This window comes from Rhodocaloribacter sp. (genome assembly GCF_056451265.1).
This window is the reverse complement of the sequence record NZ_JBWOPL010000035.1, coordinates 160,112-179,041: the sequence shown is the minus strand read 5'-3', so window position 1 is coordinate 179,041 and position 18,930 is coordinate 160,112. Positions and strand designations below refer to the sequence as shown.

Here is an 18,930-nt window from a genome sequence, read left to right as displayed (position 1 = left end):
AGCGCGCTTCAATCGACGAGGAGGAAGCGCTTCGCGACGCCGATGTATCGGGAGGTGTCTCCGGCGGGCGCGTGATACGTGTAGATGGAAAAGAGCACGTAATCCTCGCGCGCCAGCGAACCTTCCCAGCCGTAGGTGTCGGCGTCCGAGCGCGGCATGTGACCGAAGTACAGCGCAGGGGAGTCTTCCCGCTCGATGCGCTCGGTACGCTCGCGCATGAAGGCATTAAAGTCGTCGGTGGATGGGTTGGAAGACCAGAGCACCGGCGTGACGATGAATGCGAGAATGATGATGGCCGTCTTCACAATTCCGCCCTCTTCCTGGTGAAACAATCGCTCACCTCTCATCGCTCGCCGCGTATGGGTGGTCCGGCGAGGGGCGAGAAGGTGTGGTGGAACTGCTTCCTGGGTGTCTCACAGGTATCGGTTCGGCGAGGGCGGGATAAAATGAAAGGGGGCGAAAAATGCGCGGCGCCGCAGGGTGCGGCGCATCTTTACCACAACCGCAGGATCTCGTCGCGGGAGAACAGGGGCGCGGGGGTATCGGTCAGTCCGAGCGCCGCGTACAGTTCCGGGGGGACGCTGATGTCGGCCAGGTAGCCCTCGCCGGTGAAGGCGCGGGTTTCGGGTGGGCGGAGACCCGTTTTCGGCAGGGCCAGGGTGAGCGTGGCCTCGGCTCGGACGGCAGGTTCGAGCGCCGTTCCGGTGTCGGCGTCGAGGCCGGAGGGGACGTCGAGGCTGAGGATGGGGGCGTCCTGTGCATTGGCGCGGCGGATCATCACGGCGGCGGCGCCGCGCGGCGTGCCGGAGAGGCTGTAGCCGATGACGGCGTCGAGGAGGAGGTCGGCCGCGGGGAGCGTCTGCAGACGGTCTGCCGGGAAGACGGGCACGCCCATGTTTCGAAGGATGGCGAGTTGCCGGGCGGGCACGCCCCGGAAGTCTTCCGCCGGGCGTGTGGTGACGACGGTGACGCGAGCGCCCCGGTTGTGGAGATGGCGCGCGCCGACGAGCCCGCCGCCGCCGTTGCCGCCCGTGCCGCACAGGGCCGTCACCCGCCGGGTGCGCGGGTCGCCGCCGAGGAAGCGCAGCACCGCGAGGCGGGCAAGGCTTCGCCCGGCGTTCTCCATCATCTGAAGGAGCGAGATGCCGTAGTCCGCCTCCATCGCGCGGTCCACCGCGCGCATCTGATCGACGGAGAGATAGGGGATCGGAGAGGAGAGGAGGGGAACGGTCACGGGTGTGCAGGAAGGATCGGAGACGGCATCCCTTATGAGCCATCAAAAAAGGGACAGCGAGGGGTGCACCTCACTGTCCCTTCTGGCGGTCCGGACGGGACTCGAACCCGCGACCTCTGGCGTGACAGGCCAGCGTTCTAACCAAACTGAACTACCGGACCGTGCTTCGCGCACAGTTTTCAAAGATAAAGCCCATGCCCTCGCGCATGCAACCTCAGCTTCTTGAGGATTCCGTGGAGCTTGCCGGGCCGGGCTTCTCTTGTGGTCAGGGAGGGAATTGAACCCCCGACACCAGGATTTTCAGTCCTGTGCTCTACCAACTGAGCTACCTGACCTTGAAGGGCCGCCAATATAGGGTGGCGTCCCCGCACCTGTCAACAAACTCCCGGCAGACCGGACGGTTTCACGGCGAGTTTACAAACGTAGAAGGGAGCGACGGGTCAGGATTTGCGCACGCCCCACATGAGTTTCGAGCGGAGCGTCTGGAAAAAGTGCTGTTCGGGGAGCTTGATGAGGTTGACCGTGTGCCGCGCCCGTCGGATCGTCAGGCGGAGGGGGCGGTTCGTGAGCACGGAGCTCTTGCCGTCGGCGGTGACCACGTAGGGGCGTTCGAAGTTGATCACCCGCGCCTCGATGACGGAACGGTCGGGGAGGACGATGGGGCGCGCGGTGAGCGCGTGGGGCGCGATGGGGGTGAGCACGACGGCCCCGCAGCCGGGCACGAGGATCGGCCCGCCGACGGAAAGGGAATACGCCGTCGAGCCCGTGGGCGTGGCGATGATCAGCCCGTCGGCCCAGTAGACGTTGAGCGGCGCGCCGTCCACCTTCACCTCGATCGAGACCATGCTCGTCTCGCCGCTGCGCATGAGGACGAACTCGTTGAGCGCCCATCGGGCGCGGAGCTCCGCGCCGTTGTCGGCCTGCGCTTCGAGCACCATGCGCGCCTCGATGCGGTAATCGCCCGCCAGGAGCCTTCGCACGGTCTCACGCATGTGGGCCACCTCCACGTCGGCGAGGAAGCCGAGCCGCCCGATGTTGACCCCGAGGATCGGCGTGCCGCGCTCGCCGATCTCGTGTGCGCTGTTGAGAAGCGTCCCGTCGCCGCCGAAGGAGAGGATGACGTCCACGTGCTCGGCCAGATGCGTCACGCCGTGGGAGGCACAGAGCTTCTCGTCGAGCAACCCGCGCGTGATCAGGCCCTCGGCCACGTTGCGATGCAGGCGAAACGCGATGCCTTCACGGACCATCCAGTGGACGAGGTCGGCCACGGGCTGCCAGAGCTGTTCCTTGTGCGTGTTACCGGTGATGCCGAAGATCATGGGCCGTCGGTCTGTGCCGTGAATCGGATCAGCGAAACTAGACGGCCCTCTCGCGAAAAGCAAGCTTCCCCGCACCCGCCGCAGCGAAAGGGAATCCGTGACGGACGTGTAACATCGCGACGACAGGGTAGACTGACGGACGATTGCCCGGTATCAGAATAGAGAAGCCGGATGGAAGGATGCGGACGGGTTTCGTATGTTGACGTCCCGGCCCTCGATGCATCGAACGCCTCACCTTTATACTATCATGCACATCGTCATCGTCGGAAACGGCGTCACGGGCATCACCACGGCCCGTTTCGTACGCAAGATGAGCGACCATAGGATCACGGTGATCTCCGCCGAGTCGGAGCATTTCTATTCACGCCCGGCGCTGATGTACCTCTACATGGGGCACCTCACATACGAGCAGACGAAGCCCTATGCGGATGACTTCTGGGAGAAAAACCGCATCGAGCTCCTTCGGGATTACGTGCGGGAGGTCGACACCGGGGGCAAAAGGCTTTTTCTGAGTTCGGGCGCCGTGCTTTCATACGACCGGCTCGTGCTGGCCACGGGATCGCAGTCGAACAAGTTCGGCTGGCCGGGACAGGACCTCGACGGCGTGCAGGGACTGTACGGCTTGTACGACCTCGAGCGGATGGAGCAGAACACGCAGGGCATCGATCGGGCCGTCGTCGTCGGCGGCGGACTGATCGGCGTGGAGATGGCGGAGATGCTTCACGCGCGCCACATTCCGGTGACGTTCCTCGTGCGCGAGAAAGGCTATATGGATTATCTGCTTCCGCCGGAGGAGGCGGACCTCGTGGGACGGCAGATCCGATCGCACGGCATCGACCTCCGCCTCGGCACGGAACTGAAGGAGATCCTCGGCGACGCGGACGGGCGCGTGCGGGCGGTCGTCACGAGCGAGGGGGAGGAGATCGCGTGCGGGTTCGTCGGGCTGACCGTGGGGGTGCATCCGAACGTCGACCTCGCGCAGGCTTCCGGGATCGAGACGAACCGGGGCGTTCTCGTGAACCGCTTCTTCGAGACGAGCGCGCCGGACGTGTACGCCGCCGGCGACTGTGCGGAGTTCCGGGAGCCCTTGCCGGGACGCAAACCGATCGAGCAGTTGTGGTACACCGGGCGTATGCACGGTCGGACGCTTGCGCAGACGCTCTGTGGACGCCGCACGCCGTACCGCCCGGGCATCTTCTTCAACTCCGCCAAGTTCTTCGACCTCGAATACCAGACGTACGGCGTCGTCCCGACCACACTCGGGCCGGGCGAAGGGACGCTGTACTGGGAGCATCCGAACGCGGATCGGTGCATCCGCATCAACTACCGGGAGGACGACGGCGCCGTGACGGGCTTCAACGTGTTCGGCGTGCGATACCGTCACGCCGTGTGCGCCGCGTGGATCCGGGAGCGGAAACCCATCCGCTACGTGCTCGAGCACCTGGGCGCGGCAAACTTCGACCCGGAGTTCTTCTCCCGCTTCGAGGAGGATGTGGTGGAGAAGTATAACGCCATGCACCCCGAGGCGCCGGTGCGGCTCCGGCGGAAACGCGGGCTCCGAGGCATCCTCACTAAATAACGGGAAGGCGCTATGCCATCGACGAACACGGACTTCGATCAATCGATCGGACTGACGCCCGGCCGGACGTTTCTGACCAGCGGGCAGAAAGTAGGGCAGGTCTTCGTGGGCTTCGGGCTGCTGCTCCTGCTCGTGGCGGCCTTCGGCTCCGAGGCGATCTCGCCCCTGCGCTTCTTCGCAAGCGGGCTCGTTTCGCTCGCCTTCGGACTCGTGATCTATTACGTGCCCGACCTCACCGCGCCGACGACGGCGCTCACCGCCGGCGAGCGCGTGGGCCTCGGCGTCTTCGGCTTCGGCCTGCTCATGGTCCTTGCGGCGGTGGCGGGGCTGGGCAGTCTCGCGCCCGCGCTCTTCTTCTGGCTCGGGACCGGACTCGTGTGCATCGGCGGGCTCGTCTTCATCCGAAACCGATACGCGGGGCGGCCCGGCGGCATCCGGAACGACGGCGTGATGTTCTCGAACACGATGTCTCGCGGAGCCGTCGGCTGGCTGCTCGGGATCGTCTTTACGGGCTTTTACGTGCTGCTGTACTGGTTTCCCGCCTCGCTCGAGGGATTGATCCGGACGATGGATCCGCTGAGTTGGGTGCTCCACGGCAAACCCGCCGATCAGTGGTTCATGTACGGCACGTTCTACACGCTCGCTGTGCTCGTGATGGGCGTGCGCGCCCTCTATAAATACCGGCACAACCGGTACCAGCGCATCCGCACCTTCTCGGTGATGTTCTTCCAGCTCGTCTTCGCCTATCTGATCCCGTCCATCCTCGTGCTCTTCAACCAGCCGGAATTCTATTTCAGCTATTTCTGGCCGCTCAAATACAACTATCTGTGGCCCGATGATGTCCGGTGGCTGATAAGTCATCCGGGAGGTCTCGGGGTGTTCATGGTCTTCTGGGCCGCCGTGCTTTCGTTCATAGCCACACCGATCCTCACGTATTTTTGGGGGAAACGGTGGTATTGCTCATGGGTGTGCGGGTGCGGCGGGCTCGCGGAAACGCTTGGCGATCCGTGGCGGCACCTCTCGGACAAATCGGTGAAGGCATGGCAGATCGAGCGTTGGATGATCCACGCGGTGCTCGTCTTCGTCGTGGTGACGACGGCGGTGCTGTGGATCAACTCGGCGACGGAGGGCGCGGTGCTCGGCGGCCTCTCCGGAGCCTATGCGCGGGTCTACGGCTTCCTCATCGGCTCGGTGTTCGCCGGCGTGATCGGCGTCGGCTTCTATCCGGTGATGGGCTCGCGGATGTGGTGCCGGTTCGGTTGCCCGATGGCGGCGACGCTCGGGATCTTACAGAAATATTTCTCCCGCTTCCGCATCACGACCAACGGCGGCCAATGCATCTCCTGCGGAAACTGTTCGACGTATTGTGAGATGGGGATCGACGTGCGCTGGTATGCTCAGCGGGGACAGAACATCATCCGCGCGTCGTGCGTGGGGTGCGGCGTGTGTTCGGCGGTCTGCCCGCGCGGGGTGCTCAGCCTGGAGAACGGTCCGCGCGAAGGGCGATACAACGGCCCGGCGCTGATCACGGAAGACCTGACGATCCTCACCGACGAGGACGTCGAAGCGCGGCCGACCTGACGGGTCTTCGGGGCGTTGCTCTGCTGCCTTGCGTTCGGTCATGGGCCGGTTCATGCGCCGAGATCCTGTGTCCGGGGTGCAGGGCGGCCCACACGAGGTGCGAAATAGCCGGGACGAGGAGGTTATATTTCGAGGGCGAATGTGTTTTAGGGGACAGAACCGGTTTTTCGTTCCACGAATCCTCCCCCCGCATGCTATCGCACGTCTGGAGCAGCGCCACCATCGGCATCGACGCTCTGCCGATCGAGATCGAGACCAACATCGACGCCGGGATGCCCGCGTACACCGTCGTGGGGCTGCCGGTGGGGGCGGTGCGGGAGTGCCGGGACCGGATCTGGGCGGCGCTCAAGAACACGGGGTTGCCGGTCCCGCGCGGCGTCATCACGATCAACCTTGCCCCGGCGGACGTGCGGAAGGAAGGCGCGGCGTTCGACCTGCCCATTGCCATGGGCCTGATTGCCGCCGGCGGCGACTATTTCGATCCCCGCCACCTCGACCGCTTTTTCATCACCGGTGAACTGGCCCTTGACGGAAAGGTGCGACCCGTGCGAGGCGTCCTTCCGATGACGCTTCGGGCGCGTGACGAGGGCAAGCGGGGCGTGGTGGTGCCGAAGGAGAACGCCGCGGAGGCCGCCGTGGTCGAGGGCATGGAGGTCTTTCCGGTGACGACCATCAAGGATGCGTTCCGGCTCCTCCGGGGCGAGGCTTCCGCACCCGCCCCTTTTCGCCGCGACCTCGACGCGCTCTTCGAGGAAGCCCGGAACGAGCCGGTCGATTTCTCGGACGTGCGGGGGCAGGAAAACGTCAAACGCGCCCTCGAAGTGGCGGCGGCGGGCGGGCACAACGTCATCATGATCGGTCCGCCGGGGTCGGGCAAGACCATGCTCGCCCGACGTCTCCCGACGATCCTCCCACCCCTCACGCCGGACGAGGCGCTCGAGACGACGAAGATCCACTCGGTCGTCGGCAAGCTCCGGAATCGGCTCGGCCTCATCGCCACACGTCCGTTCCGCGCGCCGCACCACACCATCTCCGACGCCGGACTCTGCGGCGGCGGCATCGACCCGCGCCCCGGCGAGATCTCCCTCGCGCACAACGGCGTCCTTTTCCTCGACGAACTGCCGGAGTTCAAACGGCAGGTGCTCGAAGTGCTCCGCCAACCCCTCGAAGCGGGCTGCATCACCATCAGTCGGGCGCGGCTCTCGGTCGAATATCCGGCGCGTTTCATGCTGGTGGCGAGCATGAACCCGTGCCCGTGCGGTCACCTCAACGATCCGCATCGGGCGTGCGTCTGCGCCCCCCCGCAGGTGCAGCGATACCTCGCCAGGATCAGCGGCCCGCTCATGGACCGCATCGACCTCCACATCGAAGTCTCCCCCGTACCCTTCGACGAACTCAACCGGCGCGGGGAGGGCGAAACGTCGGCGGAGGTGCGCGCGCGCGTGGTGGCGGCCCGCGCCCTTCAGAGTGACCGCTTCGAAGGAATCCCGGGCGTCTATTGCAATGCACAGATGCAGTCGCGCCAGGTGCGGGAATATTGCGGGCTCGACGATGCCGGCCGTCATCTCATGAAAATGGCGATCCGGCGTCTCGGCCTGAGCGCCCGTGCCTACGACCGCATCCTGAAGGTCGCCCGGACCATTGCCGACCTCGCCGGCGTCCCGGAGATCCGTCCCGAACACCTCTCTGAAGCCATTCAGTACCGCTCCCTCGACCGGAGTTGGTGGCAGGGCTGAGGCCCGGGCTCCCGAGCCGGGCTCCGCGTTGGGCCTGGCCCGCCGATCCCTTCGAAAGAATGGGGCGCAGGTTGCACTACTGTCCGATCTGAAGCTTCGAAAAAAAACCGGTGCGGTTCAGAAAACCAAGCGCGATGAACGGGCCGGGCTGAGGGCGTTTAGCCGCTCCCATCGACACCGCGGGGGACATGGGCCCCGTCTCTATTCTTGACGCCGAAGCGCGTCGTCGCTGTCGTCTCCGAAGGTTTCACCGTTTTCGCATTCCTCGAAACGTGAAAATCGCTATCTTCGCCGCACCCACATTCCGCCCGGAGTTTACCATGTCCATCTCGCTCGATGAAGTGCGATACATCGCCAGGCTTGCGCGGCTGCGTTTCTCCGAAGAGGAGGAGCGCCGCCTCGCCACGCAGATGAGCGCCATCCTCGACTACATGGCGCAGCTCGACGAACTCGACACCGAGGGCGTCCCACCGATGACGCACGTGCTCGATCTCCACAACGTCTTCCGGCCCGACGCCCCCGTGTTTCGCATCACGCGGGAGGAAGCCCTTCGGAACGCGCCTGACGCCTCCGGCCCGTATTTCCGCGTGCCGAAAGTGATCGAATAGCCCTTTCGGGTGCTTCCGGGCGTCCCGCGCATCTATCACCACCCACATTCATGGCTAAGAAAAAGCAGTCCCGGAAAGGCCGGGCCGCCGCTCGACGCGCGGCGCTGCCCGCCTGGTTCGACGCGTGGAACCGGCTCTCGGATCGCACGCAGCACCTCGTCTGCCTGCTCTTTTTGCTTGCGGTCTCCGTCGGGTTTTTCGCGCCCGTGCACTTCTCGAACAAAACCCTGGTGGGCGGCGACACCCTTCACTGGCAGGCCATGGCCAAGGCGATGCTCGACTATGAGGCAGCGACCGGCGAGCCTGCGCTCTGGTCGCCGAACGGCTTTGCGGGGATGCCGGGTTATCTGATTCAGTACGACAAGGTGATCCCGCAAATCGACGACCTCCCGAGGCTCCTCCGGAAGTTCGCCTGGCCGACGTCGCACTTCATTTTTTTGCTCGTGGGCGCTTATCTCCTCGTCATCCTGCTCACGGGCGACAAGCTCGGCGGGGTGCTGGCGGCCTGCGCGTACGGGTTGACCACGTACCTTCCGGTCATCCTCGTGGCAGGGCACAACACGAAATTCGTGGCGATGTGCTTTGCGCCCTGGCTCGTACTGGCCTTCGCCTATGCGCTCCGCAAGCCGAAATTGCTTTCGGGGCTGCTCTTTGCCGTCGCGCTGGCGGCCAACCTGCGGGCGGGGCACGTGCAAATCACGTACTACGTCGCCTTCCTCCTCGGCGTATGGTGGGTCGTCGAAGGCATCGGAGCGGTGCGTGAGGGCCAGACGAAACGCTTCCTCGCTTCGACCGGATGGATGGCGCTCGGCTCGGCATTGGCGCTCCTGATGGTCGCGCAGCCCTATCTCGCCGTCTTTGAATATAAGTCGTATACGATCCGGGGCGCCGCCGACGGGGCCTCGGGGGGGGCGCTCGACTGGTCGTATGCGATGCAGTGGAGTGAGGGTCTCAGCGAGTTGGTCACGCTCCTCATCGCGGGCGCTTTCGGCGGCGGCGGCGGCGCTTACTGGGGGCCCAAGCCGTTCACTGCCGGGCCGCACTACGTGGGCGGCATCGTTCTGGCGCTCTCGGCCTTCGCGCTCATCCGCCTGCGCGAGCGACCGGTGTGGGGACTCGCTCTGGGCGCTTTCTTCATGATCCTTTTCTCCCTCGGCGAGCATTTCTCCGCGCTCAACCGTCTCATGTTCGAGCACTTCCCGCTCTTCAACGCTTTCCGTGTGCCGGAGACGTGGCTGGCCATCGTGGCCCTCGCGCTGGCCGTCCTTGCCGGGATGGGCCTCTTTGCCCTCGTCCGCCGCGAGCCGAACCCGGAGGCCGGACGCGAGAACATCCGGACGGCCTATGCCGTCTTCGGCGCTGCGGTCGGCCTCGTGCTGCTTCTGTATCTCGGGAAAGACGTTTTTTTCAGCTTCGAGCGGCCCGGTGAGTTTGAACAGCTGGCCCGTCAGGTGGCTTCTCAGAACAACGTCTCGCCAGACGATCCCAGGGTTGCCGAGGCGGTGACGAACTACCTCCGGGAGACGAAGGCGCAGCGCGAGGACACCTTCGCCGGAGATGCCCTTCGCACCCTCCTCTTTCTCGTGCTCGGCGGCGGTCTGGTCGTCGCTTTCGGCGCAAAGAAACTGCCCGGATGGGCCATGCAGATGGGGCTCGTCATCCTCGTCGTGGTGGACCTCGGCGGGGTGGGACGGCGGTATCTCAACGAAGACGTGCTTCGGCCGGAGCCGGAGATCGCCTCACAGATCCCGGAGCTTCCCTTCGATCAGTTCATTCGTCTGAAACTGGCCGAAGAGGGCGGGGCGGGGCACTTCCGCGTGCTTTCGCTCATGAGCAACCCCACCACGAACGCCCGCCCCTCGTACTATTATGAATCGCTGGGCGGCTATCACGGAGCGAAACTCCGCCTCTATCAGGAGTTCCTGGATCACATCCTCTTCCTGGACGACGGCTCGCTGAACAAGAACGCCCTCTCGATGATGAACACGAAGTATGTCATCGGGCTCGGACCGCTCGAAGGCTACAAGGTCGTCTACCGCGACGATCGTTTCGCCGTGCTCGAGAATCCGGACGTGTTGCCCCGGGCGTTCTTCGTGGGTCGGACCGAGGTGATCCCTTCCCGAGAGGAGACCTTCGCCCGGTTGAAGAGTCCCGACTTCGATCCCGGTGAGACGGCCATCCTCCCCGACTCCATCGACTTCGAGACGACGCCCATCGACTCCTCGAGCACGGTGAGCGTCACGCTGGAGAAGTTTACGCCCAGGGAGCTCGTGTTCGACGTGGAGACGGATGCGCCGAGGCTGCTCGTGGTGAGCGAGGTGTATTATCCGGCCGGGTGGAAAGCGTACGTTGACGATGAAGAGGTCCCGATTTACCGTGCGGACTATCTCCTTCGGGCCGTGCCCGTGCCCGCCGGGAAGCACACGGTGCGGATGCGCTTCGACCCGAAGAGCCATACCCTCGGGGTCTGGATCTCCGGGATCGCTACGGCGCTCGTCTACGGGGGGGTGCTGCTCATCCTCGGTCTCTCGTGGTTCCGCCGGCGGGAGGAGTGAGCCGCCATGCACCCCATCTATCACCCGGCGATCAACCGCGCCGTCCGGACGGCGCTCCGGCCCGCGGCCCGTTTGCTCCCGCGACGGCTCCATTTTCCCGTGACGGGCACGGTTCGCGTGAAGCTCGAAGGTGAGGGGGCATTCTCCATGGCGTGCAACCCCACGAGCTATGTGGCGAAGGTGCTCTTCTGGGAAGGGGTGCGGGGATTCGAGTATGATCTCTTCCGCATCTTCCGCACGCTCATCCGCTCTTCGCAAACCTTTCTCGACGTCGGGGCAAACATCGGGTACTATACCCTCGCGGCGGCGACGCTCAATCCCGACGCGCGGGTGGCGAGCTTCGAGCCGCTGCCCTCAGCCTTCCGTTATCTCCGGAGGAACGTCGAGATCAACGGGTTCGCGAACGTCACGACGGAGCTGCTCGCACTCTCGGACGCCGAGGGAGAGACAACCTTTTTCGTCTCGCGCAACCCGAAGTTCATCGAAGTCGAGCATAACCTCGCGAGCACGGGAGCGCTCGACCGAGAACTCGCGGCGCGGACAGCGTTCGTGGAGGAGGTTCCGGTGCGGACGGAGACGCTCGATCATTACGTGGCGTCACGCTTTCGTGAAAGGGTGGATCTTATCAAGCTCGACGCGGAGGGGAGTGAGGGACGCATCCTCGCCGGGGGCGCGACCGTGCTCCGGGAGCATCGGCCGATCATATTGTGCGAAGTGCTTCCGGGCGAATCCGGGCGCGGGTTGGAGGCGCTCTTTACCTCGAACGATTATCGGATGATGCGCGCGAAAGGGGGGCGGCTTGTGCCCGTCGGAGGGCTCGGTCACGCAACCTCCGCCGAGAACGACCACGTCATGGTTCCGTCGGAGCGCATGGCGGAGGTCCGGGCCTTCGTGGAGGGCTGAGCGATGGCGGCCAGCAAGCCCGGCGCCGAGGCAAGGCGCGTGCTCATGGCGACGTACTACTTCCCGCCGTCGGGCGGGCCGGGGGTGCAGCGTCCGCTCAAATTCGTCAAGTATCTCCCGGGCTTCGGATGGCGTCCGGTGGCGCTCACGGTCCGGCCGGAAGATGCGAGCTACCCCGACCGCGACCCGGCGCTCGAAGCCGAGATCCCGCCCGAGGCCCCCGTCATCCGCACGCGCGCGTGGGACCCGTACGCGCTGTATGCGCGCCTGCTCGGGAAGGAGAAAGACGCCGCGGTGGGGGTGGCCTTCACGGGCGAGGGCGAGGCGGGCGCGCGGCATCGACTGGCGCGATGGGTGCGGGCAAACATCTTCCTCCCCGATGCGCGCGTCGGATGGACGCCGTTCGCATGGCGGGCGGCGCGGAAGCTCCTTCGCGAGACGCCGATCGACGTGGTGATGACCACCGGACCGCCGCACTCGACGCATCTCGTAGGGCGGGCGCTCAAACGACGCGCGGGGATGCCGTGGGTGGCCGACTTCCGCGACCCGTGGACGGACATTAGCTATTACGGCGAACTGCCCTTCACCGCATGGGCCCGCCGCCTCGACGCCCGCCTCGAACGGTCGGTGCTCGAGGAAGCCGATCACATCGTCACGGTGAGTCCTTCGCTGAAAAGGCTGCTGGCGAGAAAGACGGAAACGCCGGTGACGGTCATTCCGAACGGGTTCGATCCGGATGATTTCCGGGGGGAGGTCCCGGTGGAGACCGGCGCCTTCGTGCTCGCGCATATCGGCACGCTCTCGGCTTCCCAAAACCCCGGGGCGTTGTGGCGCGCGCTCCGTTCGCTCCTCGACGCGGGCGAGCTTCCGGCGCTCCGGCTCCGCCTCGTCGGCAACGTCGATCCGGTGGTGATGCGGAGCCTCGAAGCGCACGGGCTCGCGGCACGCACGGAGACGATCCCGTACGTCCCGCACGACGAGGCGGTGCGCCATATGCGCCGCGCCGCCTTGCTCCTTCTGAGCATCCCCCGCGTCCCGGAGGCCGAGGGGATCGTCACCGGGAAAATCTTTGAATATGCAGCCTCGGGTCGGCCCGTGCTCGGCGTCGGTCCCCTCCCCGGGGATGCGGCCGCGCTCCTCGAAGAGACCGGCGCGGGGCGACTCTTCGCCTATGACGACGCTGCGGGCATGACCGCCTTCGTGCGCGAACACTATGCGGCGTGGGCTTCGGGACGCCCGCTCGAAGGAGCCGCGTCCCGGGCCGCCGCGCCGTATGGCCGCGCCGCCCTCACCGAAAAGCTCGCCAAACTCCTCGATGCGCTCGCCGATGAGGCGGACCGGGAACGCGGGACGGGGTGAGCGGCGTTGGGGGGCGGTACGGATTGCCGTACGGATTGCCGTTGCGAAGTGCGGGACGATCCATCAAGGAATCTCCATCCGAACGAAAGTCATGCTCGTATATTCCATCGTGGGCGCGCGCCCGCAGTTCATCAAGGCGGCCGTGGTGAGTCACGCGCTCGAAGCCGCGGGTATAGAGGAGCGGCTGATCCATACGGGGCAGCATTACGATCCCGGCATGAGCCGCGTCTTCTTCGACGAACTCGGCATTCCCGAGCCGGCGGTCAACCTCGAGGTCGGGTCCGGAGCGCACGGGGCGCAGACGGGGGCGATGATGGTGCGTCTCGAAAGGCGCCTCCTCGAAGGGCCGAAGCCGGACTGGCTGATGGTCTACGGCGACACGAACAGCACGGTGGCGGGGGCCCTCGTCGCGGCGAAGCTCCACCTGCCGGTGGCGCACGTGGAGGCCGGCTTGCGCTCGTTCAATCGCCGCATGCCCGAAGAGATCAACCGCATCGTCACGGACCGGATCTCGGACCTCCTCTTTTGCCCGACCCCGACGGCCGTCCGGCATCTCGCCGACGAAGGGGTCACACGCGGCGTGCGTCTCACCGGCGACGTGATGCTCGACGCCACCCGCTTCTTCGCCGTCCGTGCCTCCGAACGCGCCCCGCTCGCGTCGCTCACCACGCACCCGCCCGGCGCGTACTTCCTCGCCACCGTCCATCGCGCCGAGAACACCGACGACCCGGTGCGGCTCCGAGGCATCTTTGAAGCCTTTCGCCGTCTCGATGGGCCGGTGCTTCTGCCGCTTCACCCGCGCACCCGCGCCCGCCTCGCCGGGATCGACGTGCCGGAAAACGTCGAGGTGATGGAGCCGGTGAGTTACCTCGCCATGCTCTCGCTCCTGGGCGGTGCGCGGCGGGTGTTCACCGACTCCGGGGGACTTCAGAAAGAAGCCGTATGGCTCGGCGTTCCGTGCGTCACGCTCCGGGACGAAACCGAATGGGTGGAGACGCTCGCAGGCGGGTGGAACCGTCTCGCGGGCGCGGACCCCGAGGCCATCGTCGCCGCCGGGGAGGCGACGCCGGAGGGGGAAGCGCCTTCGTTCGGCGCTGCGCCGGAAGGCCGCGCCTCCGACCTCATCGCACAAAGCTTCCGGTAAACGCGCCGACATGCACATCCTCATGGTGCTCGATCATCCCTTCCCGCCCGACGTCCGGGTGGAGAACGAAGCCGCCTCGCTCGTCGAGGCGGGCTTCGAGGTGACCGTGCTTGCGCTCGCGCCGGATGACCGCCCTCGCGAGGAGATGCACCGGGGCTTCCGCATCGTCCGGGACCGCGTGCCCGAACAGATCCGGAACAAGATGCGCGGCCTCGCCGGCACGATCCCCGCGCTCACCTTTTATCTCTCGCACCGGATTCGCCGCCTCCATCGAAGGCGCCCGTTCGACGCGATCCACGTGCATGACCTCTACCTTTTCGGGGGCGGGCTCCGGGCCGGGCGAACGCTCGGCGTGCCCGTGGTCGGGGATCTCCATGAAAACTGGGTCGAAGCGCTCCGGCATTATGCCTGGAGTTCACGCGCGCCGGGCAAGTGGGTGGTGCGCATCCCCCGGTGGGAGCGGCTTGAAAAGAAATGGGTGAACGCCGTAGACCGGCTCGTGGTGGTCATCGAGGAGGCCGCCGAACGGAACGTGGCGCTGGGCGTGCCGCCCGAGCGCATCACCGTCGTGCCGAACACGATCAAGACCGACGTGTTCGAGGCGTTCGAGACGGATGAAGCGCTCGTCGAGGAACTCCGGTCGGCGTGGACGATCACGTACACGGGAGGCTTCGATGTGCACCGGGGACTGGCGTCGGTCCTCGAGGCGATGCCGGAGGTGTTCGCCGCCGTGCCGGAAGCGCGGCTCGTGCTCGTGGGGGAGGGGCGCATCCGTGGGGAGCTCGAAGCGCTCGCCGAACGCCTTGGCGTCGCCGAGCGGGTCCGGTTCGAAGGATGGCAGCCGCAGCCCCGACTGAAGAGCTATATCCTCGGCAGCGCGGTGTGTCTCGTCCCACATCTCCGGACGCCCCATACCGACGCCACCATTCCACATAAACTTTTCCATTATATGTATTTCGGGAGGCCCGTCGTCGTCTCGGATTGTCGTCCGCTCGCCCGCATCGTGGGGGAGACGGGGGCGGGTCTGGTCTATCCCGCCGGAGACGCGGGCGCACTCGCCGAATCGCTCGTCACCCTCGCCACGGGCCGGGAGCGGGCCGCCGCGATGGGCGCACGGGGGCGGGAAGCCGTCCTCGACCGGTATCACTGGGACGCCACCGTGCGCGGGCTGATCGAACTGTATCGAACGCTTCCGACCGGACATGCGCGATGAAGGCCACGCCGGGGATTTTTTCGAGATTGATCCGGCAGAGCGGGCTCTATGCGCTCGGCAACGTCTCGGTGAAAGCGGCGGGGCTCATCCTCGCGCCCTTCTTCCTCAATCCGGTGTATCTGAGCCTCGAAGCCTACGGCTATTTCGCGCTGCTCAACGTCACGGCTCAGCTCGGCATTTTCGTCGTCGGGCTCGGGCTCGGCACGGGGTTGATGCGTTTCATGACGAGCGAGGCGCATCGGGACGAGCGGGATGCGTTACCCTTCACCGCGCTCATGACGGCGTTCGGCGCGGCAGCCGTGGCGGTGATCGTGCTGTGGCTGCTCGACAGGCCGCTCGCCGGGCTTCTCCTCGATGCCCCTGAACGGACCGGGTTGATTCATCTGGTGGCGCTCTACGTGGCCTTCAAGGTCGTCGGGGGGATTCCGATGATGATGATGCGGATCCGGGAGCGTGCGGGGTGGTATGCGGGCGCCGTCGCGGTGGAGATGGGACTGCTCATCGCCGGTGTGCTCTGGTTCCTCGCCTATGAAGGGCGAGGGCTGGAGGGGGTGATGTTGGCCTATACGTGCGCCGCGGGCGGGAACATGCTCGTGCTCACGGTGGGGATGCTCGGGCACGTGGCGCGGCGCTTCCGGGCGCGCCTCGTCGGGGCGCTCGTGCGGTTCGGCGCGCCGCTCGTGCTGGCGGGGCTCGCCGGGTGGTTCCTCAACGCCGGGGACCGGTATCTGCTCAAATGGTTGGCCGAGCCGGAGACGGTGGGGCTCTACGACTGGAGCGCTCGGCTGGCCGGCGTCATCAACATGGTCTTCGTGCAAAGTTTTCAGCTCGCGTTCAACGTCATCGGGCTCAAGGCGCTCGGCGCGGGCGACCGCTCGGTGCACCGCCGCACGTTCCGGCACTACGTCGTCTGGACCGGATGGGCCGTGCTCGGGCTCTCGCTCCTCACGCCCGACCTCATGTCGTTCCTCGTTGCCCGGCTGGACGTGTCGGCCTTCTATCGAGGGGCGGAGACCCTCGTGCTCCCACTCGCCCTTGGTTTTCTCTCGTACGGGGTCTTCATGATCGCGAACAACGTGCTGTACGCCACGGGAAGCTCGGCGCTCGTCGGGGCGAACGTAGTGGCGGCGGCGCTTTTCAACGCGCTGATGAACGTGGCGCTCATCCCGCTCTGGGGCGCCTTCGGGGCGGCCGCCGCCACGTTCGTCTCCTACACCCTTCTGGCCGTCGTTACGGCTCGCGGGGCCGAGCGCCGTCGCCGAGTGGGATATCCCTGGCGCGTCTTCGTTCTCGTAGTGGTCCTCATCATAGGATTGTACGTGCCCGGCCTCATGATCGACGCGTGGCCGAAAGGGTGGCGAATGGCGGCGCGCATCGGTCTGGCGGTCGCGTACGTGCCGCTCCTTCTCGCGCTTCGCCTGTATACGACTTCGGAGGTGCGGGCGGTATGGGAGCGGCTCCGAAAAGGTCGGATAGGCGGGGCGTGAAGGCGACTTCGCGAAATGCGTGAACATGTGGTGAGAAGTTGACAAAGGGGGAGGGCGCTTCTATATTCGATCAATCCGGGCGTCGTGCTCCCGTCGAGGGGGGCGTGCTCCCGATTGCGCGGCGCCGTCGTTCGCGAGGCCGCACCCGGCTCCGGCACACGCCGCGCACCTCACGCTCGAGAAGAAGGTCCTTCGAAACCCATAATTACATCCTCTTATGGCGGAAGATTACGGAATTGCGCTGGGTATGGTCGAAACGCGGGGGCTCGTCGGAGCCATCGAAGCGGCGGACGCGATGGTCAAGGCCGCGCGCGTCCGGCTGATCGGCAAGGAAAAGATCGGCGGCGGGTACGTCACGGTGATGGTTCGCGGCGACGTGGGCGCGGTCAAGGCCGCCACCGACGCGGGGGCGCATGCCGCCGAACGCGTGGGCGAACTGGTGTCCGTGCATGTGATCCCGCGCCCGCACAGCGACGTCGAGCACATCCTTCCCTCCACCGACTAGACGGCCGGAAAGCGCCACAGCGGAGCCGCCGTTCGCAAGGGGCCGTGGGGAGGCGTTTGGCCGCCTTGCGCGATTGCACCGCGGCCGACGCCGTTTCAAGCGGCGATCGCTCGGCGCGCCATCGAGATTCATCAGACGGATTGATCATGGGGGACCGACAGGAAACCGCTCTGGGGATGGTGGAGACCAAGGGGCTCGTGGCCGCCATCGAAGCCGCCGACGCCATGGTCAAGGCGGCGGACGTACGGCTGATCACCATCGAACAGACCGTGGCGGCGCTGATGACGGCGCACGTGGTCGGGGAGGTGGCGGCGGTGCAGGCCGCCGTCGAAGCCGGGCGCATGGCCGCCGAGCGGGTCGGGGAGGTTGTCTCGGTGCACGTGATCCCGCGCCCCGATCCCGCCGTGCGCGCGATGCAGTCCGATATTCCGGCGGGAGCAGCCGACGCCGAAGCACCCGCTCCGGAGGCGCCTTCGGCCCCTGCCGTCATGCCTCCCCGCGCGGAACTCGAAGCCATGACCGTGCGCGAGCTCCGGTCACTGGCCCGCACCCTCCCGGACTTCCCGATCCGGGGCCGCGCCATCGCACGAGCCAACAAGACGGAACTTCTCCGGTTGTTCGAGCGCGGTTCCTGAGCCCGTCTGTGTCGAAATGAAGCCGGCTCGCCTATTGTGGCGTCACCCTCCACATCCTCCTCCCGCGGCAACGTCCTTCGGCGCATCCGCAACGCTTTTCCCCGCAAGAAAAGGCGCGACGCCTCCCATTCGTATGAGCCCCGGCATCGCGGGCTCGTCATCACCGTCTGCATCCTGATCTCGGTTCTGCTCTGGTTCATCTTTTCAATGCAGGAGACGCATACCATCCTGCTCGAACTGCCGACCGAGATCCGCAACCTTCCCCCGGATGAGGCCCTGAGGGCGTTGCCGCCGCGCACCGTCCGCGTGCAGGTGCAGGGAGAAGGGATCCAGCTGCTTCGCATCTATTACAACCGCCCCGTCATTCCCGTCGATGCCGGCTCGGAAGAGATCAGCTTCGAGGACGTGGTGGCTGAACTCATGAGCAACGTGCAGATCGAGAGCGTCATCCCGCGCACCTTCGTGGTGCGGAAAGAGCCCCGTGTTTCCCGGACCGTCCCCATCGAGCCGCGCATCGAGATCCGGACGCCGCCCGCGTACGACCTGCTCGGTCCCGTCCGTCTCCGTCCGGACTCGGTCGCCGTCTCCGGCGCGGCCTCGATCATCGAGGAGCTGCGCGCCTGGCCGACGGAGCACCGCGTCTTCGAGAACGTGCGGGATACGCTCCGCGCCGTCGTGGCCCTGGCCGACACGCTCACCGGACTGGTGCTCCGGGAGTTCAACGAGGTCACCGTCGAGGCCATCGTCGAAGAGTTCACCGAAGGGGAGCGGGTGATCAAAGTGCTGGTGCCCGGCGCGCCGCTCGGCGAAGAATTCGTTCAGCTCTCACCGCCCTCGATACGGGTGCGATACCTCGTGCCCCTGAGCCAGTACGACGCCGCCCGGGAAGCCGAAGATTTCTTTGCCACGGTTCCCTATGACGAGATCCGGTCCGACACCACCGGCCGGGTGCGCCCGCGCCTGCATCTCCCCGAAGGGCTGGATCTGCGAGAGGTCACCTTCACGCCGCTCACGCTCCACTATTTCAACGTCCTGACGGACGACCGATAGGACTGACCGGGGCGCTCATGGA

The 18,930-nt window shown here is 66.0% G+C and carries 15 protein-coding genes, 2 tRNA genes and 1 pseudogene; 13 read left to right on the top strand and 5 right to left on the bottom strand.

Annotated features, from left to right (window positions below; all coding sequences use genetic code 11):
- Positions 1 to 8: 8 nt before the first annotated feature.
- The 5 genes from AC1HIY_RS05650 to AC1HIY_RS05630 form a co-directional block, all read right to left on the bottom strand.
- Positions 9 to 305: a hypothetical protein gene (locus AC1HIY_RS05650; protein WP_479575736.1), complete on the bottom strand. Its 297-nt coding sequence runs from the start codon at positions 303 to 305 to the stop codon at positions 9 to 11.
- 188 nt (positions 306 to 493) lie between these two features.
- Entirely contained in the window at positions 494 to 1,234 is a 741-nt protein-coding gene (locus tag AC1HIY_RS05645; protein ID WP_479575735.1) for an NAD(P)H-hydrate epimerase, read from the bottom strand.
- Between the two features lie 83 nt (positions 1,235 to 1,317).
- Positions 1,318 to 1,395 (bottom strand) — tRNA-Asp (locus AC1HIY_RS05640).
- A gap of 101 nt (positions 1,396 to 1,496) precedes the next feature.
- Positions 1,497 to 1,569 (bottom strand) — tRNA-Phe (locus AC1HIY_RS05635).
- 105 nt (positions 1,570 to 1,674) lie between these two features.
- Entirely contained in the window at positions 1,675 to 2,553 is an 879-nt protein-coding gene (locus AC1HIY_RS05630) for an NAD(+)/NADH kinase (RefSeq protein WP_479575734.1), read from the bottom strand.
- Positions 2,554 to 2,800: 247 nt separating this feature from the next.
- On the opposite strand from AC1HIY_RS05630, the gene AC1HIY_RS05625 reads away from it, so the two are divergent.
- The 13 genes and pseudogenes from AC1HIY_RS05625 to AC1HIY_RS05565 all read left to right on the top strand — a co-directional run bounded on the left by AC1HIY_RS05625 (position 2,801) and on the right by AC1HIY_RS05565 (position 18,908).
- Positions 2,801 to 4,132 carry an NAD(P)/FAD-dependent oxidoreductase gene (locus tag AC1HIY_RS05625; RefSeq protein ID WP_479575733.1) on the top strand — a complete coding sequence of 444 codons (1,332 nt, stop codon included), beginning with the start codon at positions 2,801 to 2,803 and terminating at the stop codon, positions 4,130 to 4,132.
- A 12-nt stretch (positions 4,133 to 4,144) separates the two neighbouring features.
- On the top strand, positions 4,145 to 5,713 hold the full coding sequence (locus tag AC1HIY_RS05620) for a 4Fe-4S binding protein (RefSeq protein ID WP_479575732.1): 1,569 nt from the start codon (positions 4,145 to 4,147) through the stop codon (positions 5,711 to 5,713).
- A gap of 191 nt (positions 5,714 to 5,904) precedes the next feature.
- Positions 5,905 to 7,449 carry a YifB family Mg chelatase-like AAA ATPase gene (locus AC1HIY_RS05615; RefSeq protein ID WP_479575731.1) on the top strand — a complete coding sequence of 515 codons (1,545 nt, stop codon included), beginning with the start codon at positions 5,905 to 5,907 and terminating at the stop codon, positions 7,447 to 7,449.
- A 320-nt stretch (positions 7,450 to 7,769) separates the two neighbouring features.
- Complete coding sequence (gene gatC / locus AC1HIY_RS05610; protein ID WP_479575730.1) at positions 7,770 to 8,057, top strand: Asp-tRNA(Asn)/Glu-tRNA(Gln) amidotransferase subunit GatC; 288 nt, start codon at positions 7,770 to 7,772, stop codon at positions 8,055 to 8,057.
- 50 nt (positions 8,058 to 8,107) lie between these two features.
- Entirely contained in the window at positions 8,108 to 10,612 is a 2,505-nt protein-coding gene (locus AC1HIY_RS05605; RefSeq protein WP_479575729.1) for a YfhO family protein, read from the top strand.
- Positions 10,613 to 10,618: 6 nt separating this feature from the next.
- The gene (locus AC1HIY_RS05600; RefSeq protein ID WP_479575728.1) at positions 10,619 to 11,515 is read left to right on the top strand and encodes an FkbM family methyltransferase; all 897 of its coding nucleotides are present in this window, start codon (positions 10,619 to 10,621) and stop codon (positions 11,513 to 11,515) included.
- A gap of 3 nt (positions 11,516 to 11,518) precedes the next feature.
- Positions 11,519 to 12,703 (top strand): annotated as a pseudogene (locus AC1HIY_RS05595) (glycosyltransferase family 4 protein); the annotation flags it as partial.
- 262 nt (positions 12,704 to 12,965) lie between these two features.
- On the top strand, positions 12,966 to 14,018 hold the full coding sequence (gene wecB / locus AC1HIY_RS05590; protein ID WP_479575828.1) for a non-hydrolyzing UDP-N-acetylglucosamine 2-epimerase: 1,053 nt from the start codon (positions 12,966 to 12,968) through the stop codon (positions 14,016 to 14,018).
- Between the two features lie 10 nt (positions 14,019 to 14,028).
- The gene (locus AC1HIY_RS05585) at positions 14,029 to 15,231 is read left to right on the top strand and encodes a glycosyltransferase family 4 protein (protein WP_479575727.1); all 1,203 of its coding nucleotides are present in this window, start codon (positions 14,029 to 14,031) and stop codon (positions 15,229 to 15,231) included.
- On the top strand, positions 15,228 to 16,718 hold the full coding sequence (locus tag AC1HIY_RS05580) for a lipopolysaccharide biosynthesis protein (RefSeq protein ID WP_479575726.1): 1,491 nt from the start codon (positions 15,228 to 15,230) through the stop codon (positions 16,716 to 16,718). The genes AC1HIY_RS05585 and AC1HIY_RS05580 overlap by 4 nt, the downstream gene beginning before the upstream one ends.
- A 217-nt stretch (positions 16,719 to 16,935) precedes the next feature.
- Positions 16,936 to 17,223: an ethanolamine utilization microcompartment protein EutM gene (gene eutM / locus AC1HIY_RS05575; protein WP_456429506.1), complete on the top strand. Its 288-nt coding sequence runs from the start codon at positions 16,936 to 16,938 to the stop codon at positions 17,221 to 17,223.
- A 146-nt stretch (positions 17,224 to 17,369) separates the two neighbouring features.
- Entirely contained in the window at positions 17,370 to 17,858 is a 489-nt protein-coding gene (locus tag AC1HIY_RS05570) for a BMC domain-containing protein (RefSeq protein ID WP_479575725.1), read from the top strand.
- A 36-nt stretch (positions 17,859 to 17,894) separates the two neighbouring features.
- Positions 17,895 to 18,908 carry a YbbR-like domain-containing protein gene (locus tag AC1HIY_RS05565; RefSeq protein ID WP_479575724.1) on the top strand — a complete coding sequence of 338 codons (1,014 nt, stop codon included), beginning with the start codon at positions 17,895 to 17,897 and terminating at the stop codon, positions 18,906 to 18,908.
- The last annotated feature ends 22 nt before the right edge of the window (positions 18,909 to 18,930 follow it).

Coding starts and splice junctions, on each gene's coding strand:
- wecB (WP_479575828.1), top strand. CDS start 12,966: ATGCTCGTATATTCCATCGTGGGCGCGCGCCCGCAGTTCATCAAGGCG.
- eutM (WP_456429506.1), top strand. CDS start 16,936: ATGGCGGAAGATTACGGAATTGCGCTGGGTATGGTCGAAACGCGGGGG.
- AC1HIY_RS05570 (WP_479575725.1), top strand. CDS start 17,370: ATGGGGGACCGACAGGAAACCGCTCTGGGGATGGTGGAGACCAAGGGG.
- AC1HIY_RS05605 (WP_479575729.1), top strand. CDS start 8,108: ATGGCTAAGAAAAAGCAGTCCCGGAAAGGCCGGGCCGCCGCTCGACGC.
- AC1HIY_RS05615 (WP_479575731.1), top strand. CDS start 5,905: ATGCTATCGCACGTCTGGAGCAGCGCCACCATCGGCATCGACGCTCTG.
- AC1HIY_RS05625 (WP_479575733.1), top strand. CDS start 2,801: ATGCACATCGTCATCGTCGGAAACGGCGTCACGGGCATCACCACGGCC.
- AC1HIY_RS05630 (WP_479575734.1), bottom strand. CDS start 2,553: ATGATCTTCGGCATCACCGGTAACACGCACAAGGAACAGCTCTGGCAG.
- gatC (WP_479575730.1), top strand. CDS start 7,770: ATGTCCATCTCGCTCGATGAAGTGCGATACATCGCCAGGCTTGCGCGG.
- AC1HIY_RS05580 (WP_479575726.1), top strand. CDS start 15,228: ATGAAGGCCACGCCGGGGATTTTTTCGAGATTGATCCGGCAGAGCGGG.
- AC1HIY_RS05600 (WP_479575728.1), top strand. CDS start 10,619: ATGCACCCCATCTATCACCCGGCGATCAACCGCGCCGTCCGGACGGCG.
- AC1HIY_RS05585 (WP_479575727.1), top strand. CDS start 14,029: ATGCACATCCTCATGGTGCTCGATCATCCCTTCCCGCCCGACGTCCGG.
- AC1HIY_RS05620 (WP_479575732.1), top strand. CDS start 4,145: ATGCCATCGACGAACACGGACTTCGATCAATCGATCGGACTGACGCCC.